The organism is Herbihabitans rhizosphaerae (assembly GCF_004216555.1).
In the GTDB taxonomy this organism is placed as follows: domain Bacteria; phylum Actinomycetota; class Actinomycetes; order Mycobacteriales; family Pseudonocardiaceae; genus Herbihabitans; species Herbihabitans rhizosphaerae.
On record NZ_SGWQ01000011.1, the window covers coordinates 26,435 to 52,422 of the forward strand.

24 protein-coding genes and 1 tRNA gene are annotated in these 25,988 nt (G+C 70.2%); 9 read left to right on the forward strand and 16 right to left on the reverse strand.

Going from position 1 to position 25,988, the window contains the following annotated elements; all coding sequences use genetic code 11:
• Positions 1-132 precede the first annotated feature (132 nt).
• Positions 133-1,068 carry a helix-turn-helix domain-containing protein gene (locus EV193_RS26345; RefSeq protein ID WP_207222811.1) on the reverse strand — a complete coding sequence of 312 codons (936 nt, stop codon included), beginning with the start codon at positions 1,066-1,068 and terminating at the stop codon, positions 133-135.
• Positions 1,069-1,288: 220 nt separating this feature from the next.
• Here EV193_RS26345 and EV193_RS26350 point away from each other — a divergent pair, with 220 nt between their 5' ends.
• Complete coding sequence (locus tag EV193_RS26350) at positions 1,289-3,142, forward strand: proprotein convertase P-domain-containing protein (RefSeq protein ID WP_242613687.1); 1,854 nt, start codon at positions 1,289-1,291, stop codon at positions 3,140-3,142.
• 56 nt (positions 3,143-3,198) lie between these two features.
• On the opposite strand, the gene EV193_RS26355 is transcribed toward EV193_RS26350, so the two are convergent.
• From EV193_RS26355 to EV193_RS26375, 5 genes are read right to left on the reverse strand one after another with little or no spacing between them, the layout of a single operon-like run.
• The gene (locus tag EV193_RS26355) at positions 3,199-4,719 is read right to left on the reverse strand and encodes a flavin-containing monooxygenase (RefSeq protein WP_130347594.1); all 1,521 of its coding nucleotides are present in this window, start codon (positions 4,717-4,719) and stop codon (positions 3,199-3,201) included.
• Positions 4,716-5,213, reverse strand: a complete 498-nt coding sequence (locus tag EV193_RS26360) for an NAD(P)/FAD-dependent oxidoreductase (RefSeq protein WP_130347596.1) — start codon at positions 5,211-5,213, stop codon at positions 4,716-4,718. Before EV193_RS26360 ends, EV193_RS26355 begins: the two co-directional genes overlap by 4 nt.
• Positions 5,210-6,136 (reverse strand): ferritin-like domain-containing protein, encoded by a 927-nt coding sequence (locus tag EV193_RS26365; protein ID WP_130347598.1) that lies wholly within the window; start codon positions 6,134-6,136, stop codon positions 5,210-5,212. The genes EV193_RS26360 and EV193_RS26365 overlap by 4 nt, the downstream gene beginning before the upstream one ends.
• The gene (locus tag EV193_RS26370) at positions 6,133-6,975 is read right to left on the reverse strand and encodes an SDR family NAD(P)-dependent oxidoreductase (protein WP_130347600.1); all 843 of its coding nucleotides are present in this window, start codon (positions 6,973-6,975) and stop codon (positions 6,133-6,135) included. Before EV193_RS26370 ends, EV193_RS26365 begins: the two co-directional genes overlap by 4 nt.
• Positions 6,975-7,946, reverse strand: a complete 972-nt coding sequence (locus tag EV193_RS26375) for an alpha/beta hydrolase (protein WP_130347602.1) — start codon at positions 7,944-7,946, stop codon at positions 6,975-6,977. Before EV193_RS26375 ends, EV193_RS26370 begins: the two co-directional genes overlap by 1 nt.
• Positions 7,947-7,990: 44 nt before the next feature.
• On the opposite strand from EV193_RS26375, the gene EV193_RS26380 reads away from it, so the two are divergent.
• Entirely contained in the window at positions 7,991-8,623 is a 633-nt protein-coding gene (locus EV193_RS26380) for a TetR/AcrR family transcriptional regulator (protein WP_130347604.1), read from the forward strand.
• 4 nt (positions 8,624-8,627) lie between these two features.
• Here EV193_RS26380 and EV193_RS26385 read toward each other — a convergent pair whose 3' ends face one another.
• Positions 8,628-8,990, reverse strand: coding sequence for a hypothetical protein (locus EV193_RS26385; protein ID WP_130347606.1), 363 nt, complete (start codon positions 8,988-8,990; stop codon positions 8,628-8,630).
• A gap of 59 nt (positions 8,991-9,049) precedes the next feature.
• On the opposite strand from EV193_RS26385, the gene EV193_RS26390 reads away from it, so the two are divergent.
• Complete coding sequence (locus EV193_RS26390) at positions 9,050-9,487, forward strand: DUF6292 family protein (RefSeq protein WP_130347608.1); 438 nt, start codon at positions 9,050-9,052, stop codon at positions 9,485-9,487.
• 30 nt (positions 9,488-9,517) lie between these two features.
• On the opposite strand, the gene EV193_RS26395 is transcribed toward EV193_RS26390, so the two are convergent.
• The gene (locus tag EV193_RS26395) at positions 9,518-10,174 is read right to left on the reverse strand and encodes a TetR/AcrR family transcriptional regulator (RefSeq protein ID WP_130347610.1); all 657 of its coding nucleotides are present in this window, start codon (positions 10,172-10,174) and stop codon (positions 9,518-9,520) included.
• Between the two features lie 50 nt (positions 10,175-10,224).
• Here EV193_RS26395 and EV193_RS26400 point away from each other — a divergent pair, with 50 nt between their 5' ends.
• On the forward strand, positions 10,225-11,196 hold the full coding sequence (locus EV193_RS26400) for a zinc-binding dehydrogenase (RefSeq protein ID WP_130347612.1): 972 nt from the start codon (positions 10,225-10,227) through the stop codon (positions 11,194-11,196).
• Between the two features lie 125 nt (positions 11,197-11,321).
• On the opposite strand, the gene EV193_RS26405 is transcribed toward EV193_RS26400, so the two are convergent.
• Positions 11,322-11,395: transfer RNA gene (locus EV193_RS26405), tRNA-Leu, on the reverse strand.
• 101 nt (positions 11,396-11,496) lie between these two features.
• Here EV193_RS26405 and EV193_RS26410 point away from each other — a divergent pair.
• Positions 11,497-11,718 carry a DUF3618 domain-containing protein gene (locus EV193_RS26410; protein WP_130347614.1) on the forward strand — a complete coding sequence of 74 codons (222 nt, stop codon included), beginning with the start codon at positions 11,497-11,499 and terminating at the stop codon, positions 11,716-11,718.
• Between the two features lie 60 nt (positions 11,719-11,778).
• Here the strand turns inward: EV193_RS26410 and EV193_RS26415 are convergent, their stop codons facing one another.
• A complete protein-coding gene (locus tag EV193_RS26415) occupies positions 11,779-12,195 on the reverse strand; it encodes a hypothetical protein (protein ID WP_130347616.1) in 417 nt (138 codons plus the stop codon).
• 158 nt (positions 12,196-12,353) lie between these two features.
• On the reverse strand, positions 12,354-12,980 hold the full coding sequence (locus EV193_RS26420; RefSeq protein ID WP_341273203.1) for a TetR/AcrR family transcriptional regulator: 627 nt from the start codon (positions 12,978-12,980) through the stop codon (positions 12,354-12,356).
• Between the two features lie 79 nt (positions 12,981-13,059).
• Here EV193_RS26420 and EV193_RS26425 point away from each other — a divergent pair, with 79 nt between their 5' ends.
• The gene (locus EV193_RS26425; RefSeq protein ID WP_278044219.1) at positions 13,060-14,583 is read left to right on the forward strand and encodes a flavin-containing monooxygenase; all 1,524 of its coding nucleotides are present in this window, start codon (positions 13,060-13,062) and stop codon (positions 14,581-14,583) included.
• A gap of 182 nt (positions 14,584-14,765) precedes the next feature.
• On the opposite strand, the gene EV193_RS26430 is transcribed toward EV193_RS26425, so the two are convergent.
• From EV193_RS26430 to EV193_RS26450, 5 genes are all read right to left on the reverse strand, one after another.
• The gene (locus tag EV193_RS26430) at positions 14,766-15,260 is read right to left on the reverse strand and encodes a helix-turn-helix domain-containing protein (RefSeq protein WP_130347620.1); all 495 of its coding nucleotides are present in this window, start codon (positions 15,258-15,260) and stop codon (positions 14,766-14,768) included.
• A gap of 183 nt (positions 15,261-15,443) precedes the next feature.
• On the reverse strand, positions 15,444-17,117 hold the full coding sequence (locus EV193_RS26435) for an LCP family protein (protein ID WP_130347622.1): 1,674 nt from the start codon (positions 17,115-17,117) through the stop codon (positions 15,444-15,446).
• Positions 17,118-17,354: 237 nt separating this feature from the next.
• Complete coding sequence (locus EV193_RS26440) at positions 17,355-19,499, reverse strand: phospholipase A2 (protein ID WP_130347624.1); 2,145 nt, start codon at positions 19,497-19,499, stop codon at positions 17,355-17,357.
• Between the two features lie 25 nt (positions 19,500-19,524).
• On the reverse strand, positions 19,525-20,844 hold the full coding sequence (locus tag EV193_RS26445) for a GGDEF domain-containing protein (RefSeq protein WP_130347625.1): 1,320 nt from the start codon (positions 20,842-20,844) through the stop codon (positions 19,525-19,527).
• Positions 20,845-21,159: 315 nt separating this feature from the next.
• Complete coding sequence (locus EV193_RS26450) at positions 21,160-22,350, reverse strand: MFS transporter (protein ID WP_130347627.1); 1,191 nt, start codon at positions 22,348-22,350, stop codon at positions 21,160-21,162.
• Between the two features lie 408 nt (positions 22,351-22,758).
• Here EV193_RS26450 and EV193_RS26455 point away from each other — a divergent pair, with 408 nt between their 5' ends.
• The 3 genes from EV193_RS26455 (at position 22,759) to EV193_RS26465 (ending at position 25,964) form a co-directional block, all read left to right on the forward strand.
• Complete coding sequence (locus tag EV193_RS26455; RefSeq protein ID WP_130347629.1) at positions 22,759-23,646, forward strand: SDR family NAD(P)-dependent oxidoreductase; 888 nt, start codon at positions 22,759-22,761, stop codon at positions 23,644-23,646.
• Between the two features lie 87 nt (positions 23,647-23,733).
• A complete protein-coding gene (locus EV193_RS26460; RefSeq protein ID WP_130347631.1) occupies positions 23,734-24,510 on the forward strand; it encodes an AfsR/SARP family transcriptional regulator in 777 nt (258 codons plus the stop codon).
• 80 nt (positions 24,511-24,590) lie between these two features.
• Positions 24,591-25,964, forward strand: a complete 1,374-nt coding sequence (locus EV193_RS26465; protein WP_130347633.1) for a WS/DGAT/MGAT family O-acyltransferase — start codon at positions 24,591-24,593, stop codon at positions 25,962-25,964.
• Positions 25,965-25,988 lie beyond the last annotated feature (24 nt).

A 25,988-nucleotide genomic window follows, 5' to 3' on the forward strand; every position in this document is an offset into this window, starting at 1 on the left:
GTAGCGACGCCGTAGGCGCCCTTGACTTGTGAGTATCGGCCCGCACAATTCCGCGCCGCCACACCCCAAGTGCCACCCCCACCCCGATGCACAGCGCGGAACTCACCAGTGCACAGCGCGGAACTCGCGAACCTAGCTCTCCCAGCTCCAGCGAAAGCCATAGCAGCCAGGAGCGAAGTCGAGCGCCACGCCGTGCACCGAATGCGTCTCGTCCAGCGACACCGCCTTGACCTGCTCGCCGCCGTCGTGCCGGATGACCTGCTCGCAACGCACCGGCAAGGCGGCCGGGTCGAAGCAGACCTCAAGCACGAACTCGCGCGCCGGCAGCCGGAACTTCCGCTCGTAGTTGGTGGCCAACGGATACGGCGCCCGGTTGACCAGCTCGTGCTCGATGATGATCGTCTCGCCCCGGCGCAGCGCGGCCGGGAACAGCAGCTCGGCGACCAACAGCCCGCTCGCCGGCTCGTCGACGACCTTGCCGAGCCGGCAGTTGCGCACCGCCTCGACGATCGGCAGCGCGCGGTCGTGCTCATCCAGATGCACGACGACCACCCACCGGTCCGGGCCGTCGGCGTCCGCGCGCAGCACCTGGCGCGAGGCGAACGAGCGCTCACCCCGGTCCGGCCCCACCGTCACCCGATCGTGCTGGCTGATCCGGGTGAGCCGGTCGTCCCAGTGCGTGTCGACCTGGCTGACGGCCTGCTCCACCTCGCTCGGCCGAGGCCAGAACGCGCCGAACGTGGGGCTCTCGGTCACGCTGTTGAGCCACCGCCCGCGCGGCCGGGGCGGGCCCAGCAGTGCTGCCAGCGAGCCCGCCGGCACCTCGAGTAACGCTTCCAGGTGGCTGATCGCCGCCAGGGAGGACCGGCGCTCCGGGCGGCTGCGGCCGGACTGCCAGTAGCTCAGCGTGGCGAGGCTGATCGTGATGCCGTGCGTGCGCAGGTGCGCCTGCAGCCGTTCCAGGCCGAGGCCGCGCGCCTCGATCGCGGCGCGCAGCGTGTCGGCGAACTGGCGCTGTTCTGGAACCCCCTCGGGTACCCCGTGCCGGGGCAACGCTCCGCCGGACATGCTGACTCCTCGACGTGTCACTCCTGAAAGGACGACCATAAGCCTTGGTCGGGCCGAGGGAAAGAGCGTGCGATGGCGCGCTTCACTGTTAAATGTGAAAACAACGCCAGCGGAATTGGTCCGACGTTAACTGTTAAGCCGGCGTCTCGCTATTCATGTCGCTGCTCCCGGCATAACGTTTCACCACCCTGCTCATCAATTCTCGTGAGGGAGACCAGGCATGCTTTTGCGGAGAAAGGTCATGGCCGCGGTATGCGGCTCGGTACTCGCGACCGGAACGTTCGCGGCCTCCGCCGCCGCGGCGTCGCCGGACGCGTCCGCCGCCAGAGCGCCCGAGGCGACCGTCAGGGGAGTCGCCTCGGCGTTCGGCGTTTCGGAGGAGGTCGCGCGCACCCAACTGCGGCAACAGGACGAGGCGCACCGGGTGCTCGACTCGATGCCGGCGGCGCTGCGCGCGCAGCTCGCCGGGCACTGGTTCGACCCGGCCACCGGGAAGCTGACGGTCGCGGTGACCAGTGAGGGTGCCCGACAGCAGGCCAGTGCCGCCGGAGCCGAGACGAAGATCGTCGTGCGCGGGAAAGCCGAGCTGGATCGGCTCCTCGGCGAGGTCCGTGCCCTGGTCGGCGACGGTGTGCCCGGCGTGTACGGCTGGGGCGTGGACGTGCGGGCCAACGCCGTGCGCGTCGCGGTCAACCGGTCGGTGCGCGCCGCCGCCACGGACGAGTTCACGACGCGGGCGTCGGCGTACGGCGAGGGCGTGCGGGTGGTGGAGACCGACTCGCAGCCGAGGCGGCAGTCGAATGAACAGGCCGGCACCATCCAGACCGGCAACCCGTGGTGGCCGGGCGGCGAGTCGAACTGTTCGGTCGGCTTCAGCGTGACCGACGCGCAGGGCGGCAAGGCGTTCCTGACCGCCGGGCACTGCACGAACAATGCCGATCAACCCGCCTACGGTCAGAGCGGGCAACAGAACAAGATCGGTACCTCGAATCCGGGAAACAAGTACTTCTACAACGGCCGTGAAGGCGATATGGGACTGGTGACGGTCACCGAGCCGGGATGGACGCTTTCCGCCGAGGTGAACACCTGGAACAATCCGGCGATCACCGTGTCCGGTTCGGCCGAGGCGATGGTCGGCGATCGGGTCTGCCATTCCGGGAACACCTCGAAATGGCAGTGCGGCGAGGTGAAGTACACGCACAAGGCGGTCGACTACGGCGGCGGTCTGATCATCGAGGACATGACCTGGACGACCGCCTGCTCGCTCGGCGGCGACTCGGGCGGCGGCTGGCTGCTCGGCGACAAGGCGACCGGTCTGCACGACGGCGGGCCGTCGCAGTGCGTGCCGAACCCGTCCGACGACGAGCTGTCGATCTTCCAGCCGGTGAACGAGCCGCTGGCGCTGTGGAACCTGAAGCTGGTGACCGGTGGCGGTTCGGACGACGCGCAGGCGCCCACCGCGCCCGGCAACCCGCGTTCGACCGGCAGCACGGCCACCAGCGTGTCGCTGGCCTGGGACGCCTCGACCGACAACGTCGGCGTGACCGAGTACCAGGTGTTCAACGGTTCGACGTTGGCGACCACGGTGGCGGGGACCAGCGCCACGGTCACCGCTCTGACCGCGGATACCGAGCACACGTTCACGGTCAAGGCGAAGGACGCGGCCGGCAACGTGTCGGCGGCCAGCGCGCCGGTGACCGCGCGAACCCGGCCAGGGGACTCCGCGCGCACCTTCACCAACGGCACCGATCACCCGATCAGGGACTTCCGGGTGGCGATCAGCCAGATCGGCTCGACCGCCGCCGACTCGGTGAGCGATCCGATCACGGTGGCGGTCTCGGCGACGCACACCTGCTACGAGGACCTGAACATCACGCTGGTCTCGCCGAGCGGGCGGGCCTACGCGCTGGCCCGCACTCCCGGCGGCTACTACGACTGCACGGCGTTCCCGCAGGGCAAGACGTACACGGTCGCGCCCGCCGTGGAGCGGGCCGCCGGCACGTGGACGCTGCGCATCGGGGACAACGGCCCCGGTGACACCGGCACGCTGGACAGGTGGTCGATCACCGTCTGAGCTGACCCAGGACCACCCTGCTCATCGTGGTGCTCGGTGGCGCGTTCCTGGTGCGCTCACGCCGGCGCCGCGACCGCCCGCAGGCGGGGAGCTGACTCGAACGTGTAGTCGTCGAGGCTGAACCAGCGGCTGGTGATCATGGTTTCGAGGGTGGGCGACGCGCGGAACGGGACGTCGCCGTGCTCGTCGAAGTAGTAGCTGTTGGCCAGCGCGCACGAGTCCTGGAAGAACACCTGGTGCTTGCGCCGCCCGAGCATCGACTTGAAGTACCGGTCGTTGGCCTCGCGCGTCACCTCCACCCGGCTCGCCCCGGTTCGCCGCGCGGCGGTCAGGCAGCGCACGATGTGCGCGGTCTGCGTCTCGATCAGGTTGAAGTAGGACGAGCCGTTGTAGCCGTAGGGCCCGAGAATGGTGAACAGGTTCGGGAAGTTCGGGACGCTGACGCCCTGGTAGGCCTGGAACCTGTTCTCGTGCCAGAACTTCTCCAGGTCGATGCCGCCGCTGCCGCGGACGGTGAACGCGGGCATGTTGCCCTTCTCGAAAACCTTGAACCCGGTGGCCAGGATCAGCACGTCGACCGGGTGCTCGACGCCGTCCGCGGTGCGCACGCCGGTGCCGGTGACCGCGTCGATCGAGGTGGTCTCCAGCGTCACGTTCGGCCGGTTGAAGGTCGGCAGGTACTCGTTGGAGAAGCTCGGCCGTTTGCAGCCGAGGGCGTAGCGCGGCGTGAGTTTGTCCCGCGTCTGCTCGTCGCGCACGGCCCGGCGCAGGTAAGCGCGCCCGAGCCGCTCGCCGGCGCCGGCGGTGGGCAGCAGCCGGTGGAAGTGCGCGGCCAGCGGGAAGGTCAACTCCACGTACGCCTGGCTGATCAACCGGGACAGCCGCTTCGTGCCGGGCACCCGGCGCAGCGCGGCGCGCACCGGACCGGACAGCGCGGTGTCCAGCTTGGGCAGGCACCAGATCGGGGTGCGCTGGAACACCGTCAAGTGCTCGACGTCCGGCGCGATCGACGGGATCACCTGCACCGCCGAGGCACCGGTGCCGATCACCGCCACCCGCTTGCCGCGCAGATCGACGTCGTGGTCCCAGCGCGCGGTGTGCATCACGGTGCCGCGGAAATCGGCGAGGCCGTCGATGGCCGGCGGCTTGGGCTGGGTGAGCACCCCGGTCGCGCCGACCACGAACCGGGCGGTGATCGAGGCGCCGCCGGCCGTGTCCAGCCGCCACAGGTGGGTGTCGTCGTCGAACGTCGCGGCCACCACCTTGCTGCCGAGCCGGATCCGGCGGCGCACGTCGTACTTGTCGACGCAGTGCTCGGCGTAGGCCTTCAACTCCTGGCCGGGCGCGTACACCCGCGACCAGCCGGCGACCTGCTCGAAGGAGAACTGATAGCTGAACGACGGGATGTCCACCGCCACACCGGGGTAGGTGTTCCAGTGCCACGCGCCGCCGACGCCGTCGCCCTCCTCGAGGATCACGTAGTCGTCGAACCCGGCCCTGCCGAGCAGGATGGCCGCCCCGATGCCGGAGAAGCCGCCGCCGATGATGGCGATCTCGTGGTCCGCGGTCGTGCTCATGCCGGCCGTCCTTCGGTGATCTCGTCGCGGGCGAAGACGGAACCGGGGCCGAGCACGACGCAGTCCACGTGGTGCTCGACGCCCTCGGCGGTGCGGACGCCGTCGGCGACGAAGGCGTAGACCGGCCAGGTGATCAGCTTGCAATCGGGGTGGCGCAGCGCGGCGTAGTAGCCGACGCTGACGGCCGTCCGTCGAGAGCCGAAGCGGGCGTGCGGCGTGAGCAGCCGTCGAATCCACGGGTCCTTCACCTGCGTGCGCAGGAAGAATCGGGCGACCGCCGCGCTGACCGCCCGCCCGCCGGGCACCCGAACGGGCACGACCCAGTCCGGCTCCTCCTGGAACACCTTCACCGATCGGGCGGTGGCCGCGACCTCCGGCACGATCTGTGCCGCCTCGCGACCCGGCGCGACCACGGCCACCCGTTGCCCGGTGAAGTCGTGGCTGAACCACTCGATGCCGCGGAGCACCTCGCCGCGGAACCCGGCCGTGGTCATGACGCGACCGGCTCGTGGGTGATCTCCTCGGTCCACGACTGCGGCTTGCCCAGCAGCCGCCGGGGGATCTTGCTGGTCAGCTTCACCATCGGGTCGGCGAGGTACTTGTGATAGGCGTGCGAGCGGTCGACCACCATCGCCGCCTGCGCCTTGAGTACGTGGTAGGCCGGGATCCGCTTGGTGTGCTCGCCGCGGCTGCCGACGCTGGCGAACCGCTTGACCGCGTTGTAGAGCTTGTTCTCCGGCAGGCCCATCGCCACGATGTTGTCCCGCATCTTGTTGATCAGCGGCACGAACACGACGATCAGGCCGATGATCACCTGCGGCTTGAGGTTGCCGATGGTCTCGATCAGCAGCTTGTGCCTCGGGCCGGCGCCGATCAGCTCCAGCACCTGGAAGTCGACCGTGATGTGCCGGGACTCGTCGGAGTTGATGTGCTTGAAGACCTGGTGGCAGACCGGATCGGTGACCTCTTCGAGCAGGAACTTCACCAGCGCGCCGTCCAGTGCGCACTCCAGCAGCGGGATCAGCGTGGCAAGGCCGGTCAGCGGCAGCGTGTCGCCGAAGTCGTCGAGCACCTTGATGGCCAGCCGGACGTTGATGTTCGGCTCCGGCATCGCGCCGTTCTCGTCGAGCATTCCCCAGCGCTTCATCAGGGCCAGCTCGGCGTTGGCGTGCTTCTGCTCCTCGGCGTGGAAGTAGCGGTAGATCTCCTGGATCTCGGGTGTCGGGGCTTTCCTCGCCAGCGAGGCGAACCCGCGCGCGCCGATGTGCTCGATCCACACCAGGTCGGCCATGAACGGCCGCATCTTGGCGCGCAGCTCGTCGGTCATCGTCTCGGCGCCGGGAGCGTCCCAGTCGATGTCGGCCAGCGACCACTGCTTGTCCTTGATCGTCTGCAGCATCGCCGCGAAGTCGGTCATGGTCGCTCCTGTTTCTTGCCGGCGTCGGGCACGAGCCGCCCGAGCAGGCCGGCGATCCGGGCGTACGGGGTGGGCAGGAATCGCTTGGCGCGCCAGAGAATCTGCGCGTCGGGCTGGGGCACGACGTAGAGCCGGCCGCGGTCGTGCGCGTCGAGCGTGGTGCGCGCGACTCGTTCCGCCGAGAAGCCGACGACGCCGGCGATCTTGCGGGCCAGTTGCCCGACGCCGGGGTCGATCAGCTCGCCGCCGAAGATCGCGGTGCGCACGAACGTCGGGCACAGCACGGTCACCCGGACGCCGGAGCCGGACAGTTCGGCGGCCAGCGTCTCGGACAGGCTGACCACTCCGGCCTTGCTGACGTTGTAGGCGGCCATCTTCGGCGCGGCGGTGAACCCGGCCGCCGAGGCCACGTTGATCACGCCGCCGGTGCGTTGACGGCGCATCGCGGGCAGGAACTCGTGGCAGCCGTGGATCACGCCCCACAGGTTCACGCCGAGCGTGCGCCGCCACTCGTCCAGCGTGCTGTCGCCGACCACCCGGCCGCCCGCGCCGACACCGGCGTTGTTGATCACCAGGTCGGGTTCCCGGCCGAGCCAGGACCGGGTCGCGGCGGCCAGTTCGCCGACCTCGTCGGGGTCGGCGACATCGCAGGGTACGGCCACCGCCTCGGCCCCGGCCGCCTTGATCTTCGTGACGGTCCGCTCGGCTGCGGCGAGGTCGATGTCGGCGCACACCACCCGGCCGTGACGGTCGGCCAACTCCAGTGCGAATGCCTCGCCGATGCCGCTGCCGGCACCGGTGACCACGGCGTGCGCGCCGTGCGTTCGCTTGCCTGCCATCAGGACGCCTCCTGGACGATCGCCGGGCGCGCGGGTACCCGCGCGGTGAGGAACGCGCAGGCCCGTTCCATCGCGGGCCGGGCGTGTGGGGTCACCTTCGGCAGTGCCTGGAATACGTGCATCTGGCCGGGGACGACGTCCAGTTCGCAGTCCGATCCGGCCCGGCGCAGCGCCCTGGCCAGCTCCACGGCGTCGGTGGCGAGCATCTCCCGTCCGCCGGCCTGGATCAGCGTGGGCGGGAAGTCCGTGACACCGGCGAAGGACAGCCGCAGCCGTGGCGAGGCGGGATCGGCGTCTCGCGTGTACAGGCCGATCAGCCGCCGGGCCGCCGCGGCGGTGACCATCGGGTCCGGCCGCATTCGTTCGCGGGCGGCGGCGAGGGTCAGCGTCACGTCGTACAGCGGGGAGAACAGCGCGAGCCCCGCCGGTGGCACCCGCCGCTCGCGCAGCAGTTGCAGCGTGAGGTCCACGGCCAGGTGCCCGCCCGCGGAGTCGCCGGCCAGCAGGATCCGGTGGTGGCCCTGCTCGACGAGCTGGTCGTATGCGGCGCGCACGTCGTCGGCCGCACTCGGGAAGCGGTGGCGTGGCGCGAGCCGGTAGTCGCACGCGAACACCGGCAGCCCGGTCCCGGCGGACATCCGGGTGGTCAGGCCGCGATGCGTCCTGGCTGAGCACAGCGCGTACCCGCTGCCGTGGATGTAGAGGACGACGGCGTCCTCGCGGGTCACCTCGGGTCCTCGAACCCACTCGCCGCGCACGCCGTGCCGCGGGTCGACCGGCTCGATGCGGCTGTTCGGCAACGGGGGACCGGCCAGGCGCAGGCTGGTGGCGACGAGTCGGCGGGAGAACAGGATGCCGGCCCGGTTGCTCGGGACCACGGCGGCGAGCGGCTTGAGCGTCATCGCGGTGAGGGCCGCGGCGACCTCGGCCCGGGACAGCCGAAAGTGACGCGGGCCATTCTGAAGGCGCATGCCCTCAGAATGAATCTGAGGGCACCTGCTGTCAAGATGGACCGATGACCTCGTCAGCTCGGCGCTATGGCGGCAAGACCGCCGACCAGCGACGTGACGAGCGACGGAACGCGCTGGTCGAGACCGCCGTGGAGATCTGGCAGGAGCAGGGCTGGGCCGCGGTCACCATGCGCGGGGTGTGCGCCAGGGCGAACCTGACCGACCGGTACTTCTACGAGAGCTTCGCCAACCGGGACGATCTGCTCACGACCACCTGGGATCGCGTCCGGGACGAGACCCTCGGCATGGTGCTCGGCACGGTCGCCGAGCACGCGGACCGCCCGCCGCTGGAGCAACTCGACGCGGCGCTCGACGTGATCGTGCGGCACATCGAGGCGGAACCCGCGCGGGCACAGATCCTCTACGGCGACCACTCCGGCAGCGCCGTGCTGGAGCAGCGCCGCCGGCAGAGCGTGCAGCAGGCCAGCGACATCATGATCGACCTGGCCCGGCCGTTCCTGCGCGCCGGCGTCGACGAGCTCGCCTTCCGCACCGCCGTGCTGCTCGGCATCGGCGGCTTCGTGGAGATCATGCTCGCCTGGCGGTCCGGCCTGCTCGACGTGAACGCCGACGTGCTGGTCGATCAGCTCGCCGCGATCGGCCGATCGCTGTCCCGGGACTTCCTGCGCCCCGACTGAGCGCTCAGTCCCACCAGAGCGCGATCGCGGGCCGGCCGTTCAACTCCGCCTTGGCCACGTCGTCCGGTCCGAGACCGGCCACCCACCCGGCGACGTCACCGGCGGATGCGGCGGTGAGCACGTGGACGGTGTCGCTGAACGGCCACTCGCCGTCCGGCATCACCTCGGAGATGCCGACCAGGACGTCATCGACCTCGGGCCGATCCCGTACCGCGCGCAGCACTCTGGCGAACGTGCCGACGCCGGGATGCTCGTCGAGGTTGCAGCCGATCGAGGCCGGATCGTCGTTGCCGTCGAAGAACAACTCCAGGCCGACCGCGGCTGGGTCACCTTGACGCTCGATCTCGGCCAACAGGTCGGTCAACACGTGGCAAACTCTTCCACGAATGGAGATTTGGGGGTGCTCGTTTCGGGTACCCCGCACGCATGGGTGCGCATCCATTGCCGAGATACCGGTACGAAGAGGTCCCACTCGGGCCGTTGTCCAACTATGCGCGGGCCGTGGCGGCGGCGGTCGGCGTGCCCGATCACGGGTACTGGTGCGAGGTCGGGCGGCTCGCCACGATCTATCTCGCGCTGGACGCCCGGCACCCCGAGTTTCCCGATCTCGACCTGGCGCTGGCCTGGAACGAGGTCAACGGCTGGTCCGCCGTGCTGGAGATCCGGCAGGGCGCCGAGACGATCGCCATCGCGTACCGGGGCGAGACGGTGCTCCCGACTCCCCGGGAAGCGCGCACGTTCATGGCCGACCTGCTCGCCGGCCACTGTCCGGGCCAGTTGGAGCCGCCCAGGCTGCGCCCGCCCGGCCGCCGCGACGTGCTGCATCGCGAGCTTCGCCGTTACCGCCAACGGCTCCCGCATTGATGTCGCGTCCTGGTGACCCCTGTCCGTTGGTCATCCGGTTCGCTTGTCGGGATCGCGCCGACGTGTCGACAACGCGGGCGTCAACCGTGCCGCGGGCGGTAGCGGCGAGGCGTCCGACGAGGCGCGGAGTGCCTGGATCGCGAGCGCGGCGAAGCGTCGGGAGGCCGCGATCCGGGCGGCCGGGGAGGTGGCCTGGATGCCGCTGTTGGCCATGAGGATGAGGATCAGGTCGTCCAGGACGAAATCGGCGCGCAGGTGGCCGGTTTCCTTGGCGCGGCGGGCCAGTTCGGCGATCGATTTCAGCGTGCGCTCGCGGTCCGCGGTGAAATCGATCGCGTTGGGGTAGGTCGACATGAAGGCCGCGGTGAAGCCGTGGTCGCGTGCCTGCAGTTCGCAGACCTTCTCGATCACCAGGCAGAAGCCGCGCCACGGATCCGGGTCGGCGAGGCCCTCGTCGGCCACGACGTAGCAGGCGCGCATCTGGTCCGTGAACGCCTCGGTGACCAGCAGCTCCTTGGTCGGGAAGTGGCGGTACAGGGTGGCCGGGCCTACCTCCGCGCCGCGGGCGATCTCTCGCATGGGCGCCTCCAGACCTTCGGCGGCGAACACCGCGCGGGCCGCGTCGAGTATGCGTTCTCGGTTGTCCCGGGCGTCGGAGCGCAAGGTGCGAGGCAAACGGTCGGTCACCGCTCTCACTTTAGCTAAACGGACGGCGGCGTCCGTTAGCGTCGGTGGACATGAGAGCAGTCGCGATCCATACGTTCGGAAAACCAGAGGGGCTCGCGATCGTCGACCTCCCCGACCCGAGTCCGGCTGACGGGCAGGTACTGATCGCCACCGAGGCGATCGGCGTGGGCGGTGTCGACGCAGTGATCCGCAGCGGCATTCTCGGCGCCCGGGGTTTCGAGGAGGGGCACATCCTCGGCAGCGAGATCGCGGGCACGGTGACCGCGGTCGGCGATGGCGTCGACCCGTCGTGGGTCGGTCGGCGCGTCTGGTCTTTCACGGGCCTCGGCGGCGGCTACGCCGAGCAGGTGACCGCCGCCGCCGCGACGCTCATCCCGCTCCCGGCGACCCTGTCGGCCGTCGACGCGGTGACGCTCGGCAGCTCCGGAATGGTGGCCCATTTCGGCCTTCGCCATGCCCACTTCGCTCCCGGCGAGTCGGTGCTCGTGCGCGGCGCGGCCGGCGGCATCGGGATCATGACGGTCCAGCTCGCGGCTCGTGCCGGCGCCAGTGCGGTGGCGGTCACGACATCGTCGGCCGAACGCGGCGGTCGCCTTCGCACGCTCGGCGCGACGCACGTGCTGGACCGCGCCGGCGATGGCGGCCAGGACGCTCCCTCGGGCTACGACGTCGTCATCGACATCGTCGCGGGCGCCGCCACGCCGTCGTTCCTTGCCAAGCTCAACCCGAACGGTCGCATGGTGGCCGTCGGCGCGGTCGCCGGCTTCCCGCCCGCCGACTTCGGCACGGCGATGATCTCGGCGTTCCGGAAATCGATGTCGTTCGCGACCTTCAGCGCGGACACCGTGCCCGAACCCGACCAACGCGCCGTGACCGCCGAGCTGCTCGCCGCTGGAAGTCGCGGCGAGCTGCACCCGGTCGTGCACGAGGTGCTGCCCCTGGAGCAAGCCGTACTGGCTCACCGGAAAATGGCGGCCGGGGAGGTGTTCGGCCGCATCGTGCTCACGCCCTCGGGGGCCTAGACTCCGCCGTCCGACTGTGGACCTAACGTGCCAGTATCCGAACATCGGGGGTCTGGGGGTCGTCCCCCAGAGATACGACGAGCGACCCCGGTCCGCGCTCTCCGCGGACACGTCCCCGGTGCGAGTGGGGCCGGGGGGACTCGAACCCCCACTGGCTGGAACCTAAATCCAGTGCCTCTGCCAATTGGGCTACGGCCCCCAGGTGGGGCCAGCTTAACCAGTGACGGCGTGGTCGATGCACGGGTCAGTGCGGCGTGATCTACCGTGGTGGCTCACACGAGGACGCTCGTAGGAGGACACGTGGCGCGCGATCCGGACACCATCCAGCGTGAGATCGAGCAGGCGCGCGACGCGCTGGCGTCGACGTTGGACCAGTTGAGCGACAAGACGAGCCCCAAGCGGCTGGCCGAGGACGCCAAGACGAGCGCCCAGGCCAAGCTGGACGACCCCAAGGTGAAGTACCCGCTGATCGGGGTCGGTGCGCTGGTCCTGTTTCTGCTGATCCGCAAGCTGTTCCGCTGACGGCGGCGGGACCCGCCGCCCACGCGTGGGGCGGGTCCCCGCTCGTCGTGTTCTCAGTGCCTAAGCCTTTGCCGTCTCGGCCGGTTTCTCGACCGTCTCCGCCGCCGGCTTCTCGGCACTCGCCGCGCCTCCGGTCCTGCGCCGGCGGGGTTTCGGCTTGGCCGCCGGCTTCTCCTTCTCCGCGGGCTTGGCCTCTTTCTCGGCCACCTGCTCGACCGGCGCCGGCTCCCTCGATGCCTCCGGCATGGTCATCCGCGCGGTCAGATACGCCGAGGTGAACTCGAACGCGTCGCCGTCGAGCAAGTGCACCACGGTCCTGTGTTCCTCGTTCGGCGCCAGCTTCTCGACGAGCTGGTCGGCGCGATCGCGCGCCGCGATCAGACCGGGTGCCGTGGCGGTCAGCGTTTTGCCTCTGCCGGTGACCGTGATCTTCCAATCGTCCCCGTCCGGGACGTAGTTCGCTTCGATCGGGTCCATTTTGCGCCCCTCTCCGTAACACCGTGCTCCCACTGTGTTGACCACGACGGCGTGCACCTATGACGCAGCTAAACCGATCCGACGTGATTTCGCGCGTTGGAACACAAGATCACTCTTGCTGATCGATACAGAGAGTGCTTTCGGTACTCGACGCTCGGTTACTTTTCGGCGGGGAGCGAATCCTTCAGCCCGCTCCACATCAGCCGCATTATGTGCTCGGCGGCCTGCTCCGGCGTGACGTCGCCGCGTCGCCCGCACCACAGGGCGAGCCGCTCGCAGCCGCCCACGATGATCTCAGCGAACGCGTCCAGGGCGCCCTGCGCCACTTCCGGCGCGTACGCGCTCATGGTGACGCTGATCAGGTTGGTCTGCTGCTGCCGCACGGCCTCGACCTCGTCGGCGGTCTGTGGACCGACGACGGCGGCCTCCGAACTCAGCAGCGACCAGGCCACGCCGTGGTCGACGGCGAATCGGAAGTACGCGACGAGCCCGGCGCGGAACGCGGTCTCCGGATCGTTCGCGGCCGCGGCGGTCGCCTCGGCGGTGACCCGCAGCAGCTCCGCCCTCGCCTGCCTGATGCACGCGACGAGCAGGCCCTCCTTGGAGCCGAAGTACTCGTAGAGCATCGGCTTGGACACGCCGACGCGCTCGGCGATCTCGTCCATGGAGGCGGCGACGTACCCGCGCTCGGCGAAGACCTCCTCGGCGACCTCCATCATCTGGCGTTCGCGCTCGGCTCTCGGCATCCGGCGCTTGCGCGGGGTCGCCTGTTCGGAGGTCGTCACGAAATTGACTCTACCGCAAGTAACCTACTCCAGGTAAGGTGGACGACGAGTAACACTCGCGGACCTGGAGGACGAACAAGTGGGCGAGCGCACCGATTACGGCACCGTGATCGTCGGCACCGGGTTCTCCGGTCTCGGCATGGCCATCCAGCTCAAGAAGGAGGGCCGGCACGACTTCGTGGTGCTGGAGAAGGCCCACGACGTCGGCGGCACCTGGCGGGACAACACCTACCCCGGCTGTGCCTGCGACATCCAGTCGCACATGTACTCGTTCTCCTTCGAGCAGAACCCCGACTGGACGCGCTCGTTCTCCGGGCAGGCCGAGATCTGGGACTACCTGCGCGGCGTGGCCGACAAGTACGACCTGCGCAAGCACATCCGGTTCGGAGTCGAGGTCACCGGCGCCGAGTGGGACGGCGAGACCGCCACCTGGCGCGTCGCCACCGGGGACGGCCGCACGTTCCGCGCGCGCTACCTCGTGTCCGGCATCGGCGGGTTGCATATCCCGAACGTCCCCGCGCTGCCCGGCATCGAGAAGTTCAAGGGCGAGACGTTCCACTCCGCGCGGTGGAACCACGACTACGACCTGGCCGGCAAGCGGGTCGCCGTGGTCGGGACCGGCGCGAGCGCGATCCAGTTCGTGCCCCGGATCGCGCCCGAGGTCGGCGAGCTGCATCTGTTCCAGCGCACGCCGCCGTGGGTCATGCCCAAGCCCGACCACGCCATGCCGCAGTGGTCCAAGACGCTGTTCCAGAAGGTGCCCGGCGCGCAGCGGTTGTACCGCAACTTCCTGTACTGGCTGCTCGAGGTGCGCGCGGTCGGCTTCAACGGTCACCCCGGCCTGCTCAAGGCCGCGCAGAAGCTCGCCGAGCTGAACATCAGGCGCAACGTGAAGGATCGCGAGCTGCGCCGCAAGCTCACGCCCGACTACGTGATGGGCTGCAAGCGCGTGCTGATCGCCAACGACTACTACCCGACGTTCAACCGGGACAACGTGCACCTGGTGACCGACGGTGTGGCCGAGGTGCGTGCGCACAGCATCGTGGACTCGGCCGGCGTGGAGCGCGAGGTCGACGCGATCATCTACGGCACCGGGTTCCACGTCACCGACGGGTACGACTACCTCAGCATCACCGGGCGGGACGGCCGCGATCTGGCCAAGGAGTGGCGGACCAACGGCATCCACACGCACAACGGGATCACCGTCAGCGGGTTCCCGAACCTGTTCTTCCTGCTCGGGCCGAACACCGCACTCGGGCACAACTCCGTCGTGTTCATGATCGAGTCGCAGATCCGGTACGTCGCGGACGCGATGAAGGTGACCGAGCGCAACGGCGCGGACACCATCGAGGTGCGGTCGGCCGCGCAGCAGGCGTTCAACGAGGAGATCCAGCGCAAGCTGGAGAACGGCGTGTGGACGCAGGGCGGCTGCAAGAGCTGGTACCTCGACGCCAAGGGCGTGAACCGCACGATCTGGCCGGGCTTCACGTTCCGGTACTGGGCCCGCACCCGCAAGGTGGAGCCGTCGGACTTCGAGCTGGTCTCCTCACGGGCGCACCGCGATCCGGCCCCGCGCCGCCGCGGCAAGAAGATCCCCGCCTGAGTCTGACCCCGACGGACTTTAGCGGGCTAAAGTCCGGCCCCACCGGGCGCGTGGGCCGCAACGCTGTGTGATCGCAGCAGGTCGAAGGCCTGTGGATGAGCGATTTGACATGGGCGTCCGCGTGTGCCCGCGTACTTTAGCCCGCTAAAGTCCCGCACGGCGCAAAGGTGCAGGTCAGAGGGTTAGGCGTCGGCGGGGGAGCTGCCGAGGTGGCGCAGTCTGGCGATCAGGTCCCTGGTTTCCATGCCGCACAGTTCGGCCATCCGCTCCAGCGCGGTGATGTCCAGCCGCACCTGCGGACCGTTGCCCCGGCCGTCGCCGTTGCTCTCCGCGAGCTTGCCGCGCGCCCAGCGGCGCAGGGGCAGCAACTCCGGCTGGTTGTCGTTGACCACCTGGCGCAGGTCGAGCAGCAGATGACCGCGCGGGGATCCGGTGAACACGCGGTCGTGCACGCGCGCGATCACCTCGTGCGGGAGTTCGTCGAGCGCGAAGCAGATCTCCACGAGCCGGACCACCGAGCACTGCCGGGTGCCCAGCTCGTAGGTGGCCAGCGTCTGCAGGGAGATGTCGCTCTGCAAGTGGGCGTTGAGGTCCTTGCGGGTCCAGCCGCGCTGCTTTCGCAGCCGGCGCAGCTCGTCGCCGAGCACCCGCTGGTAGGTCGCCGCGTCGATCCGCACTGCCTGCCGCCTTCGTTCTAGCGGGGCCCGCGGTGTCGGGCCCCCTCCCGGCGGGCCAACATCGCGTGCGGCCCGCACTAGAGGAAGCGACGAAGGTCCGGTTCCTTACGCGGTTGACGCAGATCATGCTCCGGATTGCTCCAAATGGGTGGCGAATCCGGGCGTTCAGCGCAGGTCAAGGGGTCAGTTGACGCACCCTGGGGAGTTCGGCTGGGCCGCCATGGCCGGGCCGTTGAGCTGCAGCAGCGGCTCGGGTGCGAGGCGGTTGCCGCCACCGGTGGCCTTGTCCTTGCCCAGCAGCACGACCACCTTGCCCTTGCTCAGGCTGGTGTCCTGTTCGAGCGCGAAGCCGCCGCCCAGCGCCGCGGCGACCCGCTCGGCGCTGGCCCGGTCGCCCTTGGCGTACTGGATCGCCGACTTGGACCGCGACTTCGCGGTGTCCGCGGTGCCGCCGGTGAAGCCCTGGTTGGTCAGCTCGGTCAGGATCCGGTTGGCGAGCCCGTCCACGGTGGTCGTGTTGCGCACGTCGACGGTGATCGCCGCGTTCTGCGCGTTGCCCGGTGGCGTCGACGAGGTGGGCGGCGACTCGCTCGTGGGCTGCTGGCCGCCGAGCATGCTCTTGAAAAAGCCCTGGACGTCGCGTGGGATGACCTCGATCGCGTCGCCGTCCGAGGTGTTCAGATCGAGCCGCCCATGTGGGACCGTCCTGAAATCGACGTTGCCGCCGCTGATGGTCTGCATCTTGGTGGCGAAGTCGATCACGTTCCAGTTCTTGTCCAGCACCACCGACTTGCGCACCGCATCGGCCAGTGCCGTCCGCTTGTCGGAGTCGGTGAGCGTGCCGCTGGACAGCACCTTCTTCGCCATTCCGCTCATGAACACCTGCTGGCGCACGATCCGGTCCAGGTCGCCGTTGGGCAGGCCGTGTCGCTGCCGGACGAACGCCAGCGCCTGCGCGCCCTGCAGGATCTGTTGGCCGGCCGGGAACTTCGCGCCGGAGTAGCGGTCGTTCACCGGTCCGTTGAGGCACACGTCGATTCCGCCGATCGCCTTGCTGATGTCGTAGAACCCGAGCAGGTTGACCGCGGCATAGTGGTCGATGGTCACGCCGGTGAGCTTCTGCAGGGTGCCGATCAGGGTTTTCGCGCCGACCTGGTTGGAGCGCACCTCCAGGTCTGCCTGGTCGGTGACGCCCTCCTTGCGCAGCTTCTCCATGCCGGCGAGCTTGGCCCTGGCGTACGCAGAGTTGATCTTGTGTCGTCCGAAGCCGGGACTTTCGTTGCCGACCGGGGGGATCTCCACGTAGGAGTCGCGCGGGAAGGACACGCCGATGGCCTTCGAGCCGTCGTTCGGGATCCGCACCAGGATCAGCGTGTCGGTGTTCAGCTCGCCGTCGGACTGGCCCGCGCTCAGCTCGGCCAGCTTCTCCTTCGGCAGCGGCTTGCCCTGCGCGTCGGTGCGGCTGTCCATGCCGACCAGCAGGATGTCCACCGCGCCGTCGGCCGGACGCTCGCCGCCACCGCCCTCGCCGATCACGTCGGCGGTGGTGAATCCGCCGGTCGTGTCCGCGTACACGCCCCAGTAGTAGCCGGTGAACGCGAGCACCAGCGCCGACACCAGCCCGAGCACGGTCTTGCCGCCGGTCAGGGCGTTGCGCCGGCCGGGGCTGATCGGTTTGGGGCGCGCCGGTGCCGGCTGGCGGGGGCGCTCCGACGGCCGCGGCTCCCAGCGCGCGTCGGTCGGACGGCGGCGCGGCTGCGGTGCGGCGCCCCGACCCGGTTGACCGCCGGGCTGGCCACCCGGCGGAGGCTGGCGGCGGCCGGGAGGCGGCGGACCGGCGTCACGTGTCGACGGCACCCGCGGTCGAGCCGGGCGGCCTTGGTTGCCCCCGGGCCTCGGCGGCCGGTTGTCCACTCGTCCTCCTCCCGTCGGGTTAGCCCGCGACTGTGAGCGATCATCCCTGTTGTCGTGACGCGTGCGTTACCCACCCCTGGTACCCGGTGAGACGTGGCGGACGCGCCCGAGGTTGTCCGTAGGGTGGCACAAGTCGCATCCGCCGATGGGCCATACCGCGCAACCACGGCGTGCCGCCGGTCACGGTGCCGCGGTCTGGACCGCCGGTTCGGTGACCCCGAGTCGCAGCACGATACCCGCCGTGACCAGCATGATCGCCGCCGCGCCAGCGTGCACCGCGATGCCGAGCGCGGAGTCCGTGGTGATCGCCAGCGCGGCCGCGGCGAACGAGGACAGCAGCCACACCCGCGCGCGCCAGGCCAGGTCGGTGCGCACCACGTGCAGCAGGTACCAGCCGAGCAGCACGTGCACCAGGTTGTGCATGGGGCTGGACGGCAGCCCGAGCACGGTCGGCGCCGGCGCGCCGGTGAGTCCGCAGACCGCGAACGCCAGGATGCCGAGCGTGCCGAACCCGACCCCGAGTGCCGCGGCCACCACGTCGGCGGCCGATCTCGGGCGGCGCGCGGTGACCGCGGCCGGCCGGTGCCGCTCGAACCAGCGGAACGCGATCACCGCGGGCAGTGCCACCAGCGCGAGCGCCACCAGGGTGCGCGGCCGCAGCAGCCAGGTGACGCCGGTCGTGGGCAGCGTGTCCGCCCGGATCGCGGCGACCAGGCCCACGACGGCCATCAGCACGGCGACGTAGCCCAGGTAGGCGGTCATCGGCGCGGCGCGCACGATCTCCAGCGGTCGCCAGGTGACCGGCCGGACGGCGTGCCGGCGGCCCAGGGTGTACAGCGCGGCGAGTTGGGCCGTGCCGAGCAGCAGCACGCACAGCGGCGAGGGGGCGAGCGAGGTGACCGCACCGGTCGGCACCGTGATCAGCATCGCCGACGCGCCGCCGACCGTGGTCAGCAGCACCAGCCCGGCCGACGCCAGCGCACCGGTGACGGCCAGTGTCACCACTGGCAGCCGGGCCAGCGTGCCGTGCGCGAACGCGAGCTGCGCGAACAGCACGGCGAGCACCACGTCCCCCGCACCGCCGGCGGCACCAGTGGCCGCCGACTCGGTCAGCCAGTCGACCAGCGCCACGAGCAGCGCCAGCGCGCCGGGCACCAGCAGACCCAGCCGCTCGTGCAGCCAGCCGAGTACCGGGGTGACCGCGACCGTGATCAGGTACAGGCCGAGCAGCCACAGCGGCTGCACGACGATCCGCCCCACCGTGGTGACCGCCGTGTCCGGCGCGCCGAGCAGCTCCAGTGACAGCGGCACGACGAGCCAGGCGGCGAGGAACGCGAACGCCGGACGGATCAGCCAGCCGGTGCGCGCGGCGAGGTAGCCGCCGTAGCCGGCGCCGGCCGCCTGCGCGTCCCGCCAGCTGATCAGGTTCGCGTGTCCGCCCGCGAAGAAGAACACCGGCGCGAGCTGCAGCAGCCAGGTCAGCGGCCACAGCCAGCCGGGCACGCCGGCACCGCCCCAGTGGGCCAGCGCCAGGGCCGACTCGCCGAGCACGATGCCGGCCAGGCTGATCGTGCGGGCGTGGGTGAACCGGCCGGCCGGCGGCGGGGTGACCGGGAGCGCGGCGCCGCGAAGTCCGGGCAGCCGGCGGGGCATCCGGATCCGGGTGAGCAGCAGGATCGCGGCCATGATCAGCGCGATCGTCCACGGCTCGACCGGCGCGTGCACCGGCGGTCCCCAGCGCTGGTGCCAGGAGTTGACCACCAGCCCCACCGAGTACAGCGACGCCACGACCTGGCACAGCTCGGCCGAGGAGCGCGGGTTGGTGTCGCAGCGGCCGTGCATGTCGGCGGACAGCTTGTCGTCCAGTGCGCGGCGCAGCCGCGGGTCCAGGGTCTGGCCCTTGGCGTAGGAGTAGCGCAGCAGGTCGTACCCGAGATCGTGCGCCTTGCAGCCGACCGAGTAGTCCCAGCGGGTGTTGTCGTCGCCCCACGGTGTCGAGCAGCCGCCGTCCACGTGCACCGCGCGCGTGGTGCCGTCCGGGGCGGGCAGGTGCACCGGGGTCACGCCGGTCACCGTGGTGAAGTCTGCCGGCAGCTCGGTGATCGGGTCGCGGCCGGACTCGGGATGCAGCAGCGCGTCGATCGCGCGGGTGGCGGCGATGGTGTCCGCCGTCGGCGGGGTGGGAGTCGGTGCCTCCGACCGGGAGGCGATCACGCCGAAGCCCAGCACCGCGAGGGTGACCGCGATCAGCCACAGCGATCTCGGCAGACGGGGGAGCGGCCACCGCGCGGAGAGGTGCGCGGGGTCCTCGGGCGCCGTGATCACGGCGCGGGAGTCGTCGAGCGCCGAGTCACCTGTCGGAGGTTACCCCGTGTGACGCGTCCTGGTCCCCGGATATCGCGAGCTGTGACGCGGGCGCCATCCGCACCTGGTTGCGGCCGTTCTCCTTGGCCTCGTAGACAGCCGCGTCGGCCGCCTGGATCAGGCCGTCCAGGGTGTCGGCGTCGGTCGGGTAGACGGCGACGCCGATCGACGTGGTGCGGTCCGCGACCTCGATCGGCTCGCCCATTTTGTCCGTGGTGGTGACGCGCAGCTCGGCGATCGTGCCGCGAAGGCGCTCCGCCGCGATGGCCGCCTCGTGCTCTCGCATGCCGGGCAGCAGCAGCACGAACTCCTCGCCGCCGAACCGGCCGATGGTGTCCGCGGGCCGGGTCTCACCGCGCAGTGTTTCGCCGACACCGCGCAGCACGTCGTCGCCCGCCGGATGCCCCCAGGTGTCGTTGATCGCCTTGAAATGGTCGAGATCCACCATCAGAAGCGCGAACCGGCCGTTTCCCCGGCTCGCCCGCTCGAACTCGCGCAGCGCGGAGTCCCGCCATCCGCGCATGTTCAGCAGGCCGGTCTTCGAGTCGGTCCGCACGTCGACCTGAAGTTGTCTTATGTCCGCGATTCGGTCGCCGAGCACTCCCACCAGTACCATCACCGCCAACACTGCAGGGGCATTGATCAGCAGGACGGCTGTGATGATTCCTAGTGCGACCGTTGTCAACTCCAGCTCGTTGTCCTCCTTGGTGCCGAGCACGGTCGCCCAGGAGAGCTTCGTGGTGGACAGCGCGATCGCGCCGCCGATCACGATCGCCTGGATGGCCACGTACACGAGCGCGACCACCGCGAGGATGCCCAACTCGCGCAGTGAGTCCAACCAGCCGAGGTCGATCCAGTGGCGGTCACCCGACAGGCGAAGCAGCCCGTCGGCGGCGACTGTCGCGAGCACCGTGCCCGCCGCGGAGAAGGTGAACCGGTACAGCGGCCTCCGAACAATGAACCAGCGCTGAGCGCGGGTGATCAGAATCAGCAGCAACGTGAGTGGCAGCGGCAGCACGAGAACCGCCGGAAACGCCCAGATGGTCACCAGGCCGATGTGCGTGGTCGGCTTACGCCGCCGCCGGTTCTCTTCGTGGCGGCGGGACACCTGCAGGTGCACCACGGCGCACAGGGCGAGTGCCACCAGCCGGCCCCAGTCCTGTGTGGTCGGGTTTCTGCTGGTCAGCGCCGCGACGATGGCGCCGCTGACCGCGAAGAGGTCCAGCAGAACCACGTACCAGACGACTCGGCGTGGCTGTGACCACAACGCCCAGGTACGCAAGTGCGCGGCAATTGGGCGCAGCATCTGTCCAGCTTGGCACGAAAGAGTCAAAATCGTACGTACCGGTCGTTCCTCGCGGCCGGCGGGTCGTCCTGCCACAGCCACCCGGGCGGCAGGTTCGGTTCTCGCCGCCTCGGCGGTGGGGGCCGGCCGTCGTTCAGGCAGGTCGTCCAGCCAGCTCACGCCGCGGCGCCCACGCGTGCCGCGCCGGTCCCCCGAGAGGTGGTGAGACCCTGTGGTCGAGCGTGACTGGTGATCTTTAGCTCGCGTCGTCGGTTGGGGGTCACACCACGAGGAGGTTTCTGATGCGCGTCGAACGTGACTGGTGAAGCGACCTTTCTATCCATTAGTCGCAAGGCTCAGATTTTCGTTGCTGAGTCGGTGCCAGGCCACTGCCGCTGGCACGGCTATCAGGATTCCCACACCGCCGGCGAGGGCGATGGTCATCGCCGGTCCGATGCCTTCCGCAACGGCGCCACCCAGAGCCACCCCCACGCCCTGGGCGACCCGAAGCCCGGTGCGCGCGATGCCGATCGCGCCGCCGCGCACCTCGTCGGGCACCCATGTGTTGAACATGGCGATCACGGTGATCTGGTAGGCCCCGACCGCGCCGGACAGCATCAGCAGCAGCAGTGCGACCGGCAGGCTCGGTTTGAGCGCGAACACGGTCAGCAGGGCCAGCGCCGTGACCGCGAGAATGCCCACGATCCGCTTGCGGGTGTCCGCCGTCAGGTATCGGGACAGCACGAACGTGCCGATCACGTATCCGAGCGGATCGGCGGCGAGCAGCCAGCCGGTGGCCGCCGCCGGCGCGTTCATCTCCGAGGCGAGCGGTGCGGCCAGACCCTCGGGCACCACGGCCAGGCCGACCAGCCACGACAGCGTGAGCAGCACCCGCACGTCGCGCCGGCCGAACGCCCACCGCGCGCCGTCGAACATCCTGGTGGCGGCGCCGCCGGCGGCCGGCCGGTCGACCACCCACCGCTGCACGATGAACGTGGTGATCGCGAAGGTCGCGGAGTTGATCGCCAGCGCCCAGTGCGCGCCGATCGCGGTGACCAGCAGGCCGCCGACCGCGAGCCCGAGCAGCATCATCGTGTTGGTGGTCATGCCGCGCAGGTCCTGGCTGCGCAGGTACATCTCGTCGTCGGTGAACACCTGTCTCGTGGTGGCGTTCTGTGCCGCGAAGAACGGCGACTGCACGACCTGGACGGTGATCAGCAGCGCGCACATGATCAGCAGGTGCGTGCCGGGAATGGCCATCAGGCCGACGAGCACGGCCTGCAGCCCGGTGCACACCACCATCACGCGCTTGCGCGGGTACTTGTCGGCGAGGTGGGACAGCCCCAGCCCGCCGGCGAGCGCCGGGAGGAAGGTCAGGGCGTACACGGCGGCGGCGGCCAGCGCGGACCGGGTGCGCTCGTACACCAGGATGGCCAGGGCCACCTTGGCGAGCTGGTCGCCGGCCACCGATTGCGCCTCGGCCATCCAGAGCGCACGGAACTCGGTCACCGCGAGAGGCGCGGTCATCCCGGGCGCCGTTCGACTCACGTTCTACTTCCCCTCGCCTGTGTGGCAGGCGCATGCCTGTCACCGTCCCCGCGTTCGGTAACCCTAACCATCGTCCACCATGACAGCTGGTATCGCGGTCGTTACCGTTTGCCAAACAGGCCCAGCTGGATGGCGGCGTCCCTGGCTAGTGGTCACCGGCCCCTCGCACACAGTACTCAATCGGTTGGCGCGCTGTGTCCCCGATTCGTTACGCCGTGCTGAATTCGCGCACACTTCGGCCTTCCGCTCTGGTGCGGACTAATGGCCCTGACGCGTTCGCCGCACGCCCGGAACCGCTCGGCGCGACCCGCCGGAAGGTCGTCTCCTCGACCATGATCGTCGCGGAAAACTGGCGGCCCACACAGGCGTGATCAGGGAGGACGGTCGATGAGCAACCTGGATGGCAAAGCGGTGGTGGTGACCGGAGCCGGTCGCGGGCTCGGCAGGGCGTTCGCCGTGCACGCGGCGCGCGCCGGTGCCGCGGTCGTGGTGAACGACGTGGACGTGGAGCTGGCCTACGACGTCGTCGGGGTGATCGGCGAGGACGGCGGGTGCGCGGTGCCGAGCGGGCACTCGGTGGCCGATCCGGCGCAGGCCGCGGCGATCGTGGATCTCTGCGTGAAGGAGTACGGCACGATCGACGGGCTGGTGAACAACGCGGGCCTCAACTACGAGGCGCTGCCCTGGGAGGAGGACCTCGATCAGGCCAGGGAGCTGATCGAGGTGAACGTGCTCGGTGTGGTGCACACCGGGGTGGCCGCCGTTCGGGCGATGGTGGAGCGCGGCGGCGGCGCGATCGTGAACGTGTCCTCCGGCGCGTCGCTCGGCCAGCGCAAGCTCGGCGTGTACGCGGCCAGCAAGGGCGCGGTGGCGTCGCTGACCTACTCGTGGGCGCTGGACCTGGAGGATTCCGGGATCCGGGTGAACGCGGTCTGCCCGCTCGCGCACACCAGGATGGTGCGCAAGAGCGAGCGGGCGCTGCGCGACTGCCCGCCGGACCGCACGCCGGACCGGATCGCGCCGCTGGTGCTCTACTTGCTGAGCGACCGGGCGCAGGGCATCACCGGGCAGATGATCCGGTGCAACGGCCCGCAGCTGCACATCGTCGGCCAGCCGCACCTCAAGCAGCCGATACTGGAGCGGGAGACCTGGGACGCGCGGAGTGTCGAGCGCGCGTTCGACGAGGTCTTCCACGCTCATCTGGAAAACTACGGGCTGGAGAAGCGGGTGCCGCCGAGGCTGCGGGAGTGGCTGGCTCCCAGCGCGGCGGGGTAACCCGGCGAACCGGGGACGTAACCACAGGGCCGGCGCGCCGTTGATTGGGCGACGACGTCGTCACGGTACCGCTCATGGGGGGTTGTCGTGTTGTTTCATGTGCTCGGGCGGCTGGAGGTGCGCACCACCTCCGGGCATCCCGTCGCGCTGGACGACCCGCTGCTGCGCCGGCTGCTGCTGGTGCTGTTACATCGCGGCGACCAGTGGACCGGGGTGGAGCATCTGGCCGACGCGCTGTGGAATCGCCACCCGCCGCCGGAGGCCGTGGACCTGATCACCGAGGCCGTCCGGTCGCTGCGCCGCGATCTTCCCGTGCGGGTGGACGGCGGCTGCCGGATCGAGGACGGGCGCGGCGGGTACCGGCTGCGCGCCGCGCGCGACGAGGTGGACAAGTCGATCTTCATCGACCTGGCCGCCATCGGCGCCCGCGCGATGGTGCGCCTCGACCCGGCCACCGCGACCACCGCACTGCGCGCCGCGCTCGCGTTATGGGTGCCCGACGCGCTGGAGGGCGAGGACATCCCGGCGCTGACCGACGAGTTCACCGTGCTGGCCGACGCGCGCTACGCGGTGCGCGCGGACCTGGTCGAGGCGCTGCACTCGCTCGGCGCGCACACGGACTCGGTGCCGATCCTGTCGGCGATGGTGGCGGGGCGGCCGGCCAGGCAGCCGGCGTGGTGTCACCTCGTGCGCGCGCTGCGCCGGGCGGGCCGGCCGGACGAGGCGATCGACGCGTACCTGCGGGCGTGTGCCGCGCTGGCCGAGGCGGGGGTCGAGCCCGGCGTGGAGTTGCGGACCGCTCACCTCGCCACCCTCACCGGTCAGCCGGACCAGTCCGGCCAGGTGGCGGTGGGCGTCCAATGAGGACTGTCCACAGTGGACACCGTAGTTGACGATCCGCCACTTGGGGCGCGAGGCTGAGGGCCGACCGAGGGAGTGCCGCGATGCCGATGATGCCGGTGACGGATTCGATGTTCCTGCTCGCCGAGTCGCGCGAGCACCCGATGCACGTCGGCGGGCTGCAGTTGTTCGAACTGCCGGACGGCGCCGGCCCGGACTGGGTGAACGACACCTACCGCGAACTCCTGTCCCAGGTGGACATTCGATCGCTGTTCCGCAGGCGCCCGCGCGGCCCGGTGTCCAGCCTCGGCCAGTGGTCCTGGACCAACGACGACGAACTGGACCTGGAGTACCACGTCCGGCTGTCCGCGCTGCCCACCCCGGGCCGGGTGCGTGAGCTGCTCGAGCTGACCTCCCGCTGGCACGGCACCCTCCTCGACCGGCACCGCCCGCTGTGGGAGGCGCACATGATCGAGGGGCTGGAGGGCAACCGGTTCGCCTCCTACACCAAGGTGCACCACGCGCTGCTGGACGGCGTCTCGGCGATGCGGCTGCTGGAGCGGTCGCTGTCCACCGATCCCGCGGCCGACCTGAGCGCGCCGTGGACGCAGCCGATGCGCAAGGGCGCGACCGAGAAACCGGGGGCCGACGCACCGGGGCGTGGGCTGAACATGCTGCGCCAGGCGTTGTCCGACGTGGCGAGCGCACCGGCGGCGTTCGTGCGCGCGGCCAACCAGTTCTTCGGCGACCAGGCCGCCACGCTGCCGTTCACCGCGCCCAAGTCGATGTTGAACGTGCCGATCACCGGCGCGCGCCGGTTCGCCGCGCAGTCGTGGTCGCTGAGCCGGATCAAGGCGGTCGGCAAGGGGGCCGGCGCCACGGTCAACGACATCATGCTGGCCATGTGCGCCGGCGCGCTGCGCCAGTACATGATCGACATGAACGCGCTGCCGGACACGCCGCTGGTGTCCGCCGTGCCGGTGTCGCTGCGCCAGGACGACAGCGCGTCCGGCAACGCGGTCGGGCTGATCCTGTGCAACCTGGCCACCACGACCGAGGACCCGGCCCAGCGGCTCGCCGAGATCAAGGCGTCGATGAGCCGAGGCAAGCGGGTCTACGACGGCATGAGCCAGATGCAGATCCTCGCGATGAGCGCGATCCCGATGGTGCCGCTGGCGCTGGCGCCGATCCCGGGCGCGCTGCAGATCGTCCCGCGCGGGTTCAACGTGCTGATCTCCAACGTGCCGGGGCCGCGCCAGCCGCTGTACTTCAACGGCGCGCGGCTGCTCGGCACCTACCCGGTGTCGATCCCGTACGACGGGCAGGCGCTCAACATCACGGTCACCAGCTATATGGACAACCTGGACTTCGGGCTCACCGGCTGCCGGCGCAGCGTGCCACACCTGCAGCGGCTGCTCGCGCACCTGGAGACGGCGCTGGCCGACCTGGAGAAGGCGGTGCTCGGCCCGGCCGGCTGAGCCGCGATGAGTTCTCGTGCCGGC

Coding starts and splice junctions, on each gene's coding strand:
- EV193_RS26345 (WP_207222811.1), bottom strand. CDS start 1,068: ATGTCCGGCGGAGCGTTGCCCCGGCACGGGGTACCCGAGGGGGTTCCA.
- EV193_RS26350 (WP_242613687.1), top strand. CDS start 1,289: ATGCTTTTGCGGAGAAAGGTCATGGCCGCGGTATGCGGCTCGGTACTC.
- EV193_RS26355 (WP_130347594.1), bottom strand. CDS start 4,719: ATGAGCACGACCGCGGACCACGAGATCGCCATCATCGGCGGCGGCTTC.
- EV193_RS26360 (WP_130347596.1), bottom strand. CDS start 5,213: ATGACCACGGCCGGGTTCCGCGGCGAGGTGCTCCGCGGCATCGAGTGG.
- EV193_RS26365 (WP_130347598.1), bottom strand. CDS start 6,136: ATGACCGACTTCGCGGCGATGCTGCAGACGATCAAGGACAAGCAGTGG.
- EV193_RS26370 (WP_130347600.1), bottom strand. CDS start 6,975: ATGGCAGGCAAGCGAACGCACGGCGCGCACGCCGTGGTCACCGGTGCC.
- EV193_RS26375 (WP_130347602.1), bottom strand. CDS start 7,946: ATGCGCCTTCAGAATGGCCCGCGTCACTTTCGGCTGTCCCGGGCCGAG.
- EV193_RS26380 (WP_130347604.1), top strand. CDS start 7,991: ATGACCTCGTCAGCTCGGCGCTATGGCGGCAAGACCGCCGACCAGCGA.
- EV193_RS26390 (WP_130347608.1), top strand. CDS start 9,050: ATGGGTGCGCATCCATTGCCGAGATACCGGTACGAAGAGGTCCCACTC.
- EV193_RS26400 (WP_130347612.1), top strand. CDS start 10,225: ATGAGAGCAGTCGCGATCCATACGTTCGGAAAACCAGAGGGGCTCGCG.
- EV193_RS26415 (WP_130347616.1), bottom strand. CDS start 12,195: ATGGACCCGATCGAAGCGAACTACGTCCCGGACGGGGACGATTGGAAG.
- EV193_RS26445 (WP_130347625.1), bottom strand. CDS start 20,844: ATGCTGCGCCCAATTGCCGCGCACTTGCGTACCTGGGCGTTGTGGTCA.
- EV193_RS26450 (WP_130347627.1), bottom strand. CDS start 22,350: ATGACCGCGCCTCTCGCGGTGACCGAGTTCCGTGCGCTCTGGATGGCC.
- EV193_RS26455 (WP_130347629.1), top strand. CDS start 22,759: ATGAGCAACCTGGATGGCAAAGCGGTGGTGGTGACCGGAGCCGGTCGC.
- EV193_RS26465 (WP_130347633.1), top strand. CDS start 24,591: ATGCCGATGATGCCGGTGACGGATTCGATGTTCCTGCTCGCCGAGTCG.